Annotated in this window: 11 protein-coding genes; 5 read left to right on the forward strand and 6 right to left on the reverse strand. The window is 45.7% G+C overall.

Annotated elements, in window-relative coordinates:
- Positions 1–16: 16 nt before the first annotated feature.
- Together ABU615_RS08265 and ABU615_RS08270 are read right to left on the reverse strand one after the other, a co-directional pair.
- Positions 17–1177 (reverse strand): MFS transporter, encoded by a 1161-nt coding sequence (locus ABU615_RS08265; RefSeq protein ID WP_367577678.1) that lies wholly within the window; start codon positions 1175–1177, stop codon positions 17–19.
- A 119-nt stretch (positions 1178–1296) separates the two neighbouring features.
- A complete protein-coding gene (locus tag ABU615_RS08270; protein WP_367489660.1) occupies positions 1297–1620 on the reverse strand; it encodes a YnfA family protein in 324 nt (107 codons plus the stop codon).
- A 626-nt stretch (positions 1621–2246) separates the two neighbouring features.
- Here ABU615_RS08270 and budA point away from each other — a divergent pair.
- Entirely contained in the window at positions 2247–2948 is a 702-nt protein-coding gene (gene budA, locus ABU615_RS08275) for an acetolactate decarboxylase (RefSeq protein ID WP_267409060.1), read from the forward strand.
- Between the two features lie 107 nt (positions 2949–3055).
- Positions 3056–3490 (forward strand): hypothetical protein, encoded by a 435-nt coding sequence (locus ABU615_RS08280; protein ID WP_370388817.1) that lies wholly within the window; start codon positions 3056–3058, stop codon positions 3488–3490.
- A 70-nt stretch (positions 3491–3560) separates the two neighbouring features.
- Here ABU615_RS08280 and ABU615_RS08285 read toward each other — a convergent pair whose 3' ends face one another.
- From ABU615_RS08285 to dnaK, 4 genes are all read right to left on the reverse strand, one after another.
- Positions 3561–5840 (reverse strand): Tex family protein, encoded by a 2280-nt coding sequence (locus tag ABU615_RS08285; RefSeq protein WP_370388818.1) that lies wholly within the window; start codon positions 5838–5840, stop codon positions 3561–3563.
- A 176-nt stretch (positions 5841–6016) separates the two neighbouring features.
- Positions 6017–7186: an L-lactate dehydrogenase gene (locus ABU615_RS08290; RefSeq protein ID WP_369608824.1), complete on the reverse strand. Its 1170-nt coding sequence runs from the start codon at positions 7184–7186 to the stop codon at positions 6017–6019.
- An 85-nt stretch (positions 7187–7271) separates the two neighbouring features.
- Complete coding sequence (locus ABU615_RS08295; protein WP_267409064.1) at positions 7272–7445, reverse strand: hypothetical protein; 174 nt, start codon at positions 7443–7445, stop codon at positions 7272–7274.
- A gap of 304 nt (positions 7446–7749) precedes the next feature.
- Positions 7750–9684, reverse strand: coding sequence for a molecular chaperone DnaK (gene dnaK / locus ABU615_RS08300; RefSeq protein ID WP_369608825.1), 1935 nt, complete (start codon positions 9682–9684; stop codon positions 7750–7752).
- A 395-nt stretch (positions 9685–10079) separates the two neighbouring features.
- Here dnaK and ABU615_RS08305 point away from each other — a divergent pair, with 395 nt between their 5' ends.
- The 3 genes from ABU615_RS08305 (at position 10080) to ABU615_RS08315 (ending at position 13037) form a co-directional block, all read left to right on the forward strand.
- Positions 10080–11537, forward strand: a complete 1458-nt coding sequence (locus ABU615_RS08305) for a DASS family sodium-coupled anion symporter (protein ID WP_267391989.1) — start codon at positions 10080–10082, stop codon at positions 11535–11537.
- A 319-nt stretch (positions 11538–11856) separates the two neighbouring features.
- Positions 11857–12423 (forward strand): TMEM165/GDT1 family protein, encoded by a 567-nt coding sequence (locus ABU615_RS08310; RefSeq protein ID WP_100156117.1) that lies wholly within the window; start codon positions 11857–11859, stop codon positions 12421–12423.
- Positions 12424–12476: 53 nt separating this feature from the next.
- Positions 12477–13037, forward strand: coding sequence for a DNA-3-methyladenine glycosylase I (locus tag ABU615_RS08315; RefSeq protein ID WP_100140910.1), 561 nt, complete (start codon positions 12477–12479; stop codon positions 13035–13037).
- Positions 13038–13135: the final 98 nt, after the last annotated feature.

Consider the following 13135-nt stretch of genomic DNA (forward strand, 5'->3'; position numbering starts at 1 on the left):
ATTATCTCCGTATGCTTCAGATTGCTCGTCCTTGACTTTCGTAGCGACGGTGAAACCACAGTAGGCAGGCACAGCCGATTAAAGTTAACGGTACCCCGAGCAGTGCCGGATACTGATAACCCCATTGGTGGCTGATGGCCACGCCGCCACTGTATGAACCAATGGCATTGCCTAGATTAAAAGCCATCTGTACGCTGGCTGCACCCAGTAGCGCACCACCGGGCGAAAAGCGCAGCAATAGGAGCTGTTGTGGTGCTGATACTGCAAACAGACAGAATGTGCATACACACATCAGTGTGGCCGACAGCCAGCCGACAGAAGAACACACAAAAATCAGTAACAATGACACTGCGGCCAGCCCTTGCAAACCGGCAGCTACCTGGCCGGGGGTATAGCGATCCGCCAGACGGCCGCCACACCAGTTTCCTGCTACCATACCGGCACCAGCCAGTACCATTAGTAGGCTGACCTGATTGCCATTGAAACCGGATACCTGTGTTAATAAGGGACGGATATAGCTGAACCAGCAAAAAATGCCGCCATTACCAAAGGTGGTAGCCGCTAAGATCAACCATGGTGCGGCTGATTTCAGGAAACGGAATTGCCCCAGAATGCCGGTATCAGGTAGCCGTTCCATCTGCGGAATAAAACGCTGTAAGGTAAAAATTAGCACAATTGCCACCATGGCTACCAAAGCAAATACCAGCCGCCAGCTTAAATGCAGACTTAGCCACGTGCCTACGGGTACACCAAGTAGATTGGCTACCGTCATGCCCGCAATCATCATAGCTACAGCCTGCGCGGAACGGCCAGGTGGCGCCAGTTTAGTGGCAACAATCGAGCCGATACCAAAGTATGCTCCATGCGGTAGGCCGGAAATAAAACGCGCTACGAGCAGTGTGTTATAGCCGGGTGCAATGGATGCCAGCAGATTGCCGATGGCAATCAGTACCGACAGTGACAGCAAAATGGTTTTCGGCGGTAGGCGGTAACTTAATACCAGCAGCCAGGCACCGCAACATACGCCGATAGCATAAGCAGCAATAAAATGCCCGCCCTGTGCAATGCTGATATGCAGAGTAGCAGCTACATCCGGCAAAATACCCATCATACTGAATTCTGCCATGCCCAGTGCAAAGGTACCTAATGACAGCGAAAGTAAACTTTTTAGTAGCATAATTATCTACAGCCATTGTCTGTTCAGCTAAAGTACAAGTTTAGACGTAGCCTGCCTACTTGTCACTTTCCATGCTTTATTACGGGATAATCTGTCTAAATAAATTATGAATTACAATCTTAGCTGTGTGGTGCCATCAATATCATGGCAGCGCCGAGGAGGCATACCAGTGCTCCGCTGATGTCCCATTTATCTGGCATGGATTTTTCTACTATCCATGACCACAGTAGTGATGAGCAGATGTAGATACCACCATATACTGCATAGGCACGGCCGGCAATATTGCTTTCTACCAAAGTGAGCAGCCATGCAAATAGCAGCAGCGATAATGTGCCCGGTAATGTCCACCATGCAGACTTACCCATACGTTGCCATGCCCAGAAAGAAAAACAGCCACTGATTTCAGCAATAGCGGCGAGAAAAAAATAAATAAAGGTTTTCATTGCTACACCAAAATTAAAATAATTGTTCCAGATACTATCAATATTCGTTAAGAACAATCTATGAAAATAAAACCGCCAATATTTTTCATTATCGACAAAAATATTATGACAATATGTTTATGCTGTGTGGGCGCGTTTAGGCTAAATACAGTTAATGCTTCCGTTTAGGTTGCCGGTGAGTGTGGCAACTAGTGCTCGTGTTGGGACAATCGCTAATGATCAAGGAGTAGTTTGCAGATGATTTTGATTTTTGTATCGATATTAGTGGGTGTGGACTAGCAATAATAGTTGATGGAGGCTAGTTCATAAATACTGAATATTTGTACTTTCTATCCGCTGGTTCGATGAAACAGCTCGAACAGAGGCGTTATGTAATCATGCAGGTGATGTTGTTATTGAGATGCTGTTAGTCTGATATTTGATAGCATTGTTAATAGCTGCTCCCTTCCTAAGGCAAACTAATCTGCCGAAAAATATTGAAGAGCGTATTTAAGGAAAAAATCTATGTAGATTGATTTATTGATAATTCATTTTTTTGACAAATGCTTGATGGCTGATATTAGCTATAAACTGCTAAATGGAATACAATTAATTAATATGTAAATAAATTATGCAGGAGAATATACATGCAAAAAGAAATCCGGCAGTTTTCTACGATTAATGCTTTGATGGCAGGCTTGTTCGATGGGGTATTTGCGGTTGGGGAGGTAAAAAAATATGGCAATTTTGGTCTGGGTTGCTCGCACGCGTTAGCAGGTGAGGTAATTATTGATCAGGATTTTCTGGAGGCTGATGGCGATAAAGCGGTAAAGGTGATGGGCGATGAAGAGCTGTTGCCATTTGTGCAGGTTACCACGTTTCAACCAGACAAGGTGGTAGATGTGGTGGATATCTGTAAAGACAATCTGTATACCCATCTGTCCAACTATTTGCCTATGGATAATGTGTTTGTGGCAGTGAGAATCAATGCCCGTTTTGATGAACTGAAAATCCGCCGCCCGTATGCGCAGCAGAAACCCTATCCGTCTGTGGTTGAGGTGTTTAAGCAACAGGTGGTGGATACAGTGGAGGCTGTCAGCGGTTCGCTGATTGGGTTCTGGACGCCGGAGTTTTTCAAGGAGCTGTCGGTAGCCGGCTTCCATCTGCATTTTATTGATACCACACGCAAACTAGGTGGACATGTGATTGATTTTCGTGCTGCCAAAGCAGAGCTGGCGTTTGAACGTAAGCAGTCAATAGAAATTGCATTGCCCCAGAGCGAGGAGTATCTGCGTAAAAACCTAAATATGGACGATTTGAATCAGGTGATTAAACAAGTAGAAAATTAGCGCGGACGTGCTACACTGTTTTTTCGTTATCCAATCAATTATAGGGGAGAGGCGGTGCTAGTGTTCGTACAGCCGGATAACGAATTTGCCACTACGGAAAGCGTACTATGAAAAAAATAATTTGCGGGCTGTTTTATATGTGTCTGCTGGGAGGTTGCCATCAGCAAGCTGTGGATGCTGTGGAAGCTTCTGCCGCCAGCCAGCCGCGACATATGCCGCTGGTAATCGACCCAGCGTTAACCACTTCTGTTGATCAGCAGCTGATGGCGTTGCAAAAAAAATTGCCACAGCAGCATAAGCAGATAAGGTTTAATGCAGCTGTACGCCATAATCACACGATTTATTATTCATATACAATGCTGGACGAAAAGCGTAAGCGAGATAATTTTAATGTAGATTCTGTGAAAAAAGAGCTCATGCGCAGCTGTCGTCAGCCTCTGACACGTCGAATGCTGTTGGGAGGATTTGATTTTGTTTATGTGTATACGTTTCAGGATCATTCACAGCAGAGCATCACTTTGTCTGGTAAAGACTGTCGCTAGTTCTACATTGCTGGCTAGGCTACAAAACAGGGGGGTTATCAACCCCCCTGTTGTTATATGGGTGCGCCAGCTATTGTTTCAGGCGGGCAAATGCTGCGGCCATGGCATTATCTGTGATGCCGCTGTTATGCCCGGTTTTGTCTTGTTGTCTGCGTGGGCGGTCACTTCTGGATGCTGCTGGTTTGGTTTCGTCGTTTAGGCGCATGGATAAAGCAATGCGTTTACGTGCGACATCGACTTCGACAACTTTTACTTTTACCACATCGCCGGCTTTCACAACGTCACGCGGGTCGGCAACATAGCGGTTGGCCAGTGCCGAAACATGGATCAGACCGTCCTGATGAACGCCGATATCAACAAATGCACCGAATGCAGCTACGTTGCTAACTACACCTTCAAGTATCATGCCGCTTTTTAGGTCGGTTATATCTTCAATACCGTCGGCAAAGGTGGCAGTCTGAAATTCGCCGCGTGGGTCGCGACCAGGTTTTTCTAGCTCAGCAAGAATATCGTTGATGGTCGGCAGACCAACGTGGCTGTCGATATAATCGCTCGGTTTCAAGGTTTTGAGGACGCTGCGGTTGCCAATGAGTTCTTCGGCACGCAGGTGCGTGGTTTGGAGCATTTTGGCGACGATAGGATAGCTTTCTGGGTGCACGGCGCTTGCGTCAAGTGGTTCATCACCACCCTGAATTCTCAGAAAGCCGGCTGCCTGTTCAAAAGTTTTGCTGCCCAGACGCGGTACGTTCATCAGAGTGCGACGATTTGCAAAGGCGCCATTCTGGTCGCGATAGGTGACAATATTCTGCGCCAGCGTGCTGTTGAGGCCAGAAATGTGCGCCAGCAAAGCCACTGAGGCGGTATTTACATCTACGCCAACGGCATTCACACAGTCTTCAACTACGGCATCTAGACTTCTGGCTAGCTGGGTCTGATTCACATCATGCTGATACTGGCCCACACCGATGGATTTGGGGTCAATTTTCACCAATTCGGCTAGTGGGTCTTGTAGACGGCGGGCAATAGAAACGGCACCGCGCAGGCTAACATCCAGCTCAGGAAACTCTTTGGCAGCCAGTGCAGAAGCGGAATAGACAGAAGCCCCGGCTTCGGAGACGACAATTTTTTGTAGCTTGCGTTCGGGCAAGGCGCGAATCAGTTCGCCAGCCAGTTTGTCTGTTTCACGGCTGGCGGTGCCGTTGCCGATGGCAATCAGCTGCACGTTATGCTGCTTAACCAGATGCATCAGTGTGTTGAGGGCACCCTGCCAGTCGTTACGTGGCTGGTGGGGATAGATAGTGGTAGTTTCCAGTAGTTTGCCGGTATCATCTACTACCGCGACTTTAACGCCAGTACGGATACCGGGATCGAGGCCAATGGTGGTGAGGCGACCTGCCGGAGCTGCCAGCAGTAAATCCTTGAGGTTTTGCGCAAATACGCTGATGGCAGCCTGGTCAGCATTTTCTTTTAGCCGGTTGAGGGCGTCCAATTCCAGCGATAGGAAGATTTTGGCGCGCCAGCTCAGGCGTACGGTGTCGCGCAGCCAACGGTCGGCAGGGCGCCCATTGTCAGCGATACCAAATTGGTCGGCAATCAACTGTTCGTAAATACTTTGTTCGCCGACAGGTTTATCGTCCGGTTGATATTTTAGGTTTAGTGCCAGTATGCCTTCGTTGCGTCCCCGTAAAATAGCTAGTGCGCGGTGGCTGGGCATGCTGTGTATCGGTTCGCGGTGATTAAAATAATCTTTGAATTTTTCGCCAGCGCTTTCCTGTCCTTCGAGTACGATGGCGTGGATTTCACCTTCTCGCCACAGTTTATCGCGCAGGTGGCCAATTAGTGTAGCATCTTCGGCAAACTGCTCCATCAGTATGGCACGCGCACCGTCTAGCGCAGCTTTACTATCGGCTACATTTTCATTCAGATAGTTTTGCGCCTCTGTTTCTGGATTCAGCTGCGGCTGATTGAGCAGAGCTTCGGCCAGTGGTGCCAGTCCGTGTTCTCGCGCAATTTGTGCTTTGGTACGGCGTTTGGGTTTGTAGGGCAGATAAATATCTTCCAGCGCGGTTTTGTTATCTACTGCAGCAATACTTTGCCGCAGCTCATCAGTGAGTTTGCCTTGTTCTTCGATACTGGACAGGACGGTCTGCTTACGTTCCTGCAATTCGCGCAGGTACTGAAGGCGTTCGGCAAGGGTGCGCAATTGCGTATCATCTAGTCCTCCAGTGGCCTCTTTGCGGTAGCGGGCTACAAACGGTACAGTGGCACCATCATCCAGTAGGTCAATCGCAGCCTGAATTCGTGCCGCAGCTACATTTAGTTCGGCAGCAATTTTCTCAGTGATGTTCATAACAACCTATAGAGCAATAAAAATGCAAGCATAGCCGCCTGTTGTGGCTTTGTCACCTGTTGCTGCTTGTTTGTATGGCAGCAGAATGGTGATAAACGTAGATTGATTTATCTGTAACAGCAGAAAAGGCTATTTGTCATAGACAAATAGCCTTAAACTTGCTCATTTAAGCAGAATTAACTGGCAACAGGATAAGTGCCGGGTATCAGGATATCGGTATTAACTTTTTTGATATCGGTGTGGCCGGTAAAAGCCATGGTGGTATCTAATTCGTTGTAGATGATTTCGAGAGCGCGTCTTACGCCGTCCTCACCATATGCACCCAGGCCATACAGAAAGGCACGGCCGATCAGTGTACCTTTGGCACCCATAGCCATGGCCTTTAATACATCCTGACCTGTACGGATACCACTGTCTAGCCATACTTCGATGTCGTTGCCCACGGCAGAGATGATATTGGGTAAAGCGTGAATGGTAGAGGGAGCGCCATCTAGCTGGCGACCGCCATGATTAGATACCACGATTGCATCAGCACCGGATTTGACCGCCATTTCAGCATCTTCAGCATCCAGTATCCCCTTGATAATCAATTTACCGCCCCATAAATTCTTGATTTCTTCAATGTCTTTCCAGCTTAGACGCGGATCGAATTGTTCGCTTGTCCATGAGGCCAGTGAAGACATGTCAGCTACGCCTTTGCAGTGACCAACAATATTGCGGAAAGTGCGGCGTTGGGTATTAAGCATAGCCAGACACCATTCCGGTTTGGTGGCCAGATTAATCCAGTTGCGCAAGGTGGGTTTGGGGGGGGTAGATAGGCCATTTTTAATGTCTTTATGGCGCTGCCCCATTACCTGTAAATCAGCAGTAACTACCAGAGCAGAGCAATTGGCAGCCTGAGCACGGCGAATAAGGTCGCGCATAAATTCGCGGTCGCGCATTACATACAATTGAAACCAGAAAGGAGTGCTGGTGTTTTCTGCTACATCTTCAATGGAGCAGACGGACATAGTGGATAGAGTGAATGGAACCCCGAATTTTTCAGCAGCGCGCGCCGCCAGAATTTCTCCGTCGGCATGCTGCATACCAGTCAGGCCAGTAGGAGCGATTGCAACCGGCATTTTCACCTTTTGCCCTACCATAGTAGTTTCCAGTGTACGGCCGGTCATATCAGTTAGTACACGCTGACGCAGCTTAATCGGCTGAAAATCGGTGGTATTGGCATGATAGGTAGTTTCTGTCCATGAACCAGTATCTGCGTAGTCGTAAAACATTTTCGGTACTTTGCGCTTGGCCACTTTGCGCAAATCTTCAATACAGGTTATTTTGCTTAATTTGTTTTGCATGTAGATACCTAATTTTCAGTTTTTTGGTAAATGTAATTATTATCCTGAATTTTCGCCTGAATCTTACGGACTGAACACCAGTAAGTTACAAACCGACAACACGGGACAATTTATAAATCATCAACATAATCAGAATCAGCAGACAGCTGATGCCTGCCAGCATAGTCCACGGTCCCCAGCGCTGAGAACGTCCGCAAAATCCGGCTGTTAAAATGGCACAGCAAACGCCCAGCAGGATAAGCAAAATATAAAAGTTCATCTTTTACTCCGGTAGAAATATATTTATAGTCAATAATTAATGTACTTATTGTAACGGCCGTTTCACAGACATGTCTGTTTTTTTTACAATCACACAGGGTATTTGCTAGGTTAACCAAAATCTGAAGAGTAAAGCAACATTTTGTTAGTAGCCAGAACGTATGCCTGCATAATTATTTATACTCCTCTTAATATCCAAATTCAGCTTGTGAGCAATATTATTCTCAGTAAAAAGACTTTCTCTTCCTTGACGCGCCTAAAATAAAACCCCGCTTGTTAGCGGGGTTTTATTTTAAAGGAAAAACTTAGTCTTTTTTCTCTTTATCTTTTACTTCTTCAAATTCAGCATCAACAACATCATCGTTACCTTTGCTTTGAGCCTGATCAGCTTGTGCTCCAGCCTGTTGGCTTTCTGACTGAGCCTGAGCATACATCATTTCGCCCAGCTTCTGGCTGGCTGCACCCAGTGCTTCTGATTTAGCATCAATTGCAGCTTTGTCTTCGCCTTTAACAGCTTCTTCAGCTTCCTTAATGGCTGCTTCGATTTTTTCTTTTTCAGCTGCATCAAGTTTATCACCGTATTCGCTCAAAGATTTCTGCACGGAGTGAATCAGAGCTTCGGCCTGATTGCGACTGCTTACCAGTTCAGCCAGTTTGCGGTCTTCTTCTGCATTGGCCTCTGCATCTTTTACCATGCGTTCGATTTCTTCTTCGCTCAATCCAGATGAAGCTTGAATAGTAATGTTAGCTTCTTTACCTGTGCCTTTATCTTTGGCAGAAACATGCAAAATACCGTTAGCATCGATATCGAAAGTTACTTCTACTTGTGGTACACCGCGTGGAGCCGGCGGAATGTCACCCAGATTAAACTGTCCCAGACTCTTATTAGCAGAAGCACGTTCACGTTCACCCTGCAATACATGAATGGTTACAGCACTTTGATTGTCTTCAGCAGTAGAGAATGTCTGAGTTGCTTTGGTCGGAATAGTGGTGTTTTTGTTGATGAGCTTGGTCATCACACCGCCCATGGTTTCGATACCCAAAGACAGCGGGGTTACGTCCAGCAGCAATACGTCACTGCGGTCACCGGCCAGTACTGCCCCTTGAATGGCTGCACCAACAGCCACTGCTTCATCAGGGTTAACGTCGCGACGTGGTTCTTTACCAAAGAAATCTTTTACAGCTTCCTGTACTTTTGGCATGCGGCTCTGACCACCTACCAAAATCACATCGTTAATATCGTTCACACTTAAACCGGCATCCTTGATGGCAGTACGGCAAGGTTCGATAGAACGGGTAATCAGATCTTCAACCAGACTTTCAAATTTGGCTCGGGTGATTTTCATGGCCAGATGTTTCGGGCCAGTCGCATCCATGGTGATGTAAGGCAGGTTGATTTCAGTTTGTTGTCCACTGGAAAGTTCGATTTTGGCTTTTTCAGCGGCTTCTTTCAGACGTTGCAGTGCCATTACATCATTTTTCAGGTCGATACCTTGATCTTTTTTGAATTCATCGATGATGTAGTTAATCAGACGTTGATCGAAATCTTCACCACCAAGGAAGGTATCGCCATTGGTAGCCAATACTTCAAACTGTTTGTCGCCATCAATTTCGGCAATTTCAATAATAGAAATATCGAAAGTACCGCCACCCAAGTCGTAAACGGCAATTTTACGATCGCCTTTTTCGCCTTTGTCCATACCAAAGGCCAAAGCAGCAGCTGTAGGTTCGTTGATAATGCGTTTTACATCCAGACCAGCAATACGGCCGGCATCCTTGGTAGCCTGACGCTGACTGTCGTTAAAATAGGCTGGCACAGTGATAACAGCTTCAGTAACCTTTTCACCGAGATAATCTTCGGCTGCTTTTTTCATTTTACGCAGTACTTCAGCAGAAACCTGTGGAGGAGACAGTTTTTCACCATGTGCTTCCACCCATGCATCGTTGTTATTGGCTTTAACAATCTGGAAAGGCATGGATTTGATATCGCGCTGTACTTCAGCATCGTCGAATTTACGTCCAATCAGACGTTTTACTGCATAAATAGTATTTTTAGGGTTGGTTACTGCCTGACGTTTGGCAGGTGCCCCAACCAGAATTTCATTGTCGTCCAGATAAGCAACAATAGAAGGTGTGGTACGTGCACCTTCCGCATTTTCAATTACTTTTGTCTGGCCACCTTCTGAAATGGCAACACATGAGTTGGTCGTACCCAAATCAATACCGATTACTTTTGCCATATTTAAAATCTCCTAATTATTTAATTTCGTGATTTGCAGCATTATTTTACAGTTGCAAATAGGTAGTATGAAACCACCGTTATACTATTGCTAATGAATCGTAAATGGGTATACCTGATACGATTTCAAGCATAGTTTTGCAAATTTTATCCAAATTATTGCACCCCTAATGTCTGCTTTAATATCAATAGCGTTTGCTTACATGGTTGTATGTTATATTCATTCAGGCTTAAACAGTAAAATCATCCTGCTTTTGTCAATGCCGTCTGATACTAATTTGCGCTATGTCAGACGGTGTTTTTCAATATGAGTTTACAATCACTCAAGACATTAATGATTTCTGTCTGGCTGTATCTATTTCTTCATGATTAGGAGTAAGTTGTATGCCTGTCAAAATTGGGTTCAAGCCCATTCCCGCTGCCGTAGCGCTGTTAATCGGCCTGATAGTCTGGTTTGCCATCCCGGTACCAGAAGGGGTTTCTCCTCAAGCTTGGCATTTGCTGGCTATGTTTGTTGGTGTGATTGCAGCTATTATCGGCAAAGCTATGCCCATTGGTGCGCTGTCTATCATTGCTATTATGCTGGTAGCCGTAACCGGTGTTACTGCAGACACACCCAGCAAAGCTATGAATGATGCTTTAAGCAGCTTTGGTAATCCACTTATCTGGCTGATTGGCGTAGCAATCATGATTTCTCGTGGTTTGCTGAAAACTGGTTTGGGCGCTCGTGTCGGCTACCTGTTTATCGGCTTGTGGGGTAAACGTACCCTGGGTGTGGCCTATAGTCTGGCAGTGGTGGAACTATTATTGGCTCCAGTAACCCCCAGTAATACAGCCCGTGGTGGCGGTATCATTCACCCAATCATGAAATCTATAGCATCCAGCTATGATTCAGACCCCGAAAAGGGCACCGAAAAACGCATGGGTAAATTTCTGGCATTGGTAAATTACCACGCTAATCCCATCAGTTCAATTATGTTTATTACCGCTACAGCACCCAATCCTTTGATTGTGGATCTGGTAGCCAAAGCCACCAACAGCGATATTCATCTTTCTTGGGGTACTTGGGCGCTGGCCATGCTGGTACCCGGTTTAGTAGCGATGTTCTTGATGCCGCTGATTATCTACTGGTTGTATCCGCCTGAAATCAAGCACACTCCGAATGCAGTGGCTTTTGCCAAAGAGCGTTTGAAAGAACAGGGCCCGATGACACGTGATGAAAAAATCATGCTGGGTATTTTTGCGGTATTGCTGATTCTGTGGGCAGGTATTCCGGCCATGCTGTTCGGTAAATCCTTTGCAGTAGATCCGACCACCACCGCGTTTATCGGTTTGTCGCTTCTTCTTTTAACCGGCGTATTGAGCTGGGATGACATCCTGAAAGAAAAAAGTGCGTGGGATACCATCACTTGGTTTGCTGCATTGGTAATGATGGCAACGTTCCTGAATAAACTGGGACTGATTACATGGTTCTCCGGCGTACTGGAAAGCAGTATTGGTAGTCTGGGTATGGGCTGGATGGGTGCCTGTACACTATTATTACTGGCGTATATGTATGCACATTATATGTTTGCCAGCACCACGGCTCATATTACCGCTATGTTTGCCGCCTTTTACTCAGCCGGTCTGGCATTGGGTGCGCCGCCCATGCTGTTTGCGCTGATGATGGCTGCTGCTTCCAGCATTATGATGACCCTAACTCATTACGCTACCGGTACCTCACCTGTAGTATTCGGTTCCGGCTTTGTGACCCTAGGTGAATGGTGGAAAATTGGTTTCATCATGAGCGTGATTGAACTTGCTATCTTCGTTGTAATTGGCGGAGTTTGGTGGAAAGTTTTGGGTTACTATTAATCTGTTATCTTCACAGCAGCAGGCTGCCAAAAGGTTTGGCAGCCTGTTTTATTGTTTAAAATCAAATTTAATGCGTCAATTCAGAAATTCGCTTGTTAATATCGTCCGGATTCGGTTATGATGCAGTGCCTTAAGGGAGTAGTTTCACAGGTAATATCTCCAATACCTGTGGTTACGATCAACATATTTGCAGCATTTGCTGTATGGTCGTAACGTCTAACCAGATGGTGGATTAACGAGACTTGAGACAGGATAAAACTGCAATGGCGGGCGTTTTATCGTGTCTTTTGTCTATGCCCGCCTACGGTATCTCATAATGATTCATGCTTTTCTTTCTTCCGTTGTTCCCGTTGCACTGGCTGAGATTGGCGATAAAACTCAATTACTGACATTATTTTTGGCTACCCGCTTTGCGCGTAAATATGCCATTATTGCTGGTATGTTATGTGCCACATTACTTAATCACGTTGTTTCAGCATGGTTTGGCGTAGAAGTCGCACGATTTTTTACCCCGCAGTTAATGGGCTGGGTAGTCGGTATCAGTTTCTTAGTCGTGGGATTGTGGCTATTAAAACCAGATAAGGATGATGGTGTAGATACCCGATTCATGCGCTACGGGCCGTTTGTGGCTACATCTGTTTTGTTTTTTCTGGCTGAAGTAGGGGATAAAACCCAAATTGCTACCATATTGCTGGCAGCGCAGTATCGGGATTTATTTTCTGTAGTTATGGGCAGTACAGCAGGCTTATTGTTGGCAAATGTTCCAGTGATATTTTTTGGTAATTGGCTCATGCAACGTTTGCCCTTAAACCGCATCCGCATAGGTGCCTGCGTCTTGTTCTGTCTATTAGGGATTGCTACACTCATTCAGACATACTTAAACTAAATATCATAAATGTTCAGACAGATTAATTCCTTCAATCCAGTGCCAAACATAAAATGCAAAAACAAATAACAAGATGTGAATGGGTCAACGCTGATCCACTATATCAGCAGTACCATGATAATGAATGGGGGCATGTGCAGAAAGACGGCCAGAAATTGTTTGAAAAAATCTGTCTAGAAGGCCAGCAGGCCGGACTATCATGGATAACGGTATTAAAAAAACGTGCTGAATACCGGCGTTGCTTTTATGATTTCAATCCGCAAAAAATTATAACCATCAATGATATTGAGCCATTACTCCGAAATCCGGGACTGATACGCCATCCGGGCAAATTACAGGCAATTATCCATAATGCGCATGCCTATCTTTCCATGCAAGAACAGGGAGAAGATTTTGCTAATTTTATCTGGTCGTTTGTCAATCATCAGCCGATTATCAATCATTATTCGCATTTATCCGAAGTGCCGACTCAGACAAAAATAAGTACGGCCATGTCAAAAGCGCTGAAAAAACGCGGTTTTAGTTTTGTCGGTCCCACCACTTGTTATGCATTTATGCAATCAATGGGACTAGTTAATGATCATCTGCAAGGCTGTTTTTGCGCCCAACATTAAAAACCGCTACTCAAATACATTATCAAACAATAGAAAGTACCAGATTCCACCGCAACAAGAAACATGATAATTATGTTTTTGGTATAATAAAATTAAAG

The organism is Snodgrassella alvi (assembly GCF_040741455.2).
GTDB classification, from domain to species: Bacteria; Pseudomonadota; Gammaproteobacteria; order Burkholderiales; family Neisseriaceae; genus Snodgrassella; species Snodgrassella alvi_E.

Excerpts from the sequence above, each read along its gene's own strand:
- ABU615_RS08290 (WP_369608824.1), bottom strand. The coding sequence starts at position 7,186 with ATGCAAAACAAATTAAGCAAAATAACCTGTATTGAAGATTTGCGCAAA.
- ABU615_RS08295 (WP_267409064.1), bottom strand. The coding sequence starts at position 7,445 with ATGAACTTTTATATTTTGCTTATCCTGCTGGGCGTTTGCTGTGCCATT.
- ABU615_RS08265 (WP_367577678.1), bottom strand. The coding sequence starts at position 1,177 with ATGCTACTAAAAAGTTTACTTTCGCTGTCATTAGGTACCTTTGCACTG.
- dnaK (WP_369608825.1), bottom strand. The coding sequence starts at position 9,684 with ATGGCAAAAGTAATCGGTATTGATTTGGGTACGACCAACTCATGTGTT.
- ABU615_RS08270 (WP_367489660.1), bottom strand. The coding sequence starts at position 1,620 with ATGAAAACCTTTATTTATTTTTTTCTCGCCGCTATTGCTGAAATCAGT.
- ABU615_RS08315 (WP_100140910.1), top strand. The coding sequence starts at position 12,477 with ATGCAAAAACAAATAACAAGATGTGAATGGGTCAACGCTGATCCACTA.
- ABU615_RS08285 (WP_370388818.1), bottom strand. The coding sequence starts at position 5,840 with ATGAACATCACTGAGAAAATTGCTGCCGAACTAAATGTAGCTGCGGCA.
- budA (WP_267409060.1), top strand. The coding sequence starts at position 2,247 with ATGCAAAAAGAAATCCGGCAGTTTTCTACGATTAATGCTTTGATGGCA.
- ABU615_RS08280 (WP_370388817.1), top strand. The coding sequence starts at position 3,056 with ATGAAAAAAATAATTTGCGGGCTGTTTTATATGTGTCTGCTGGGAGGT.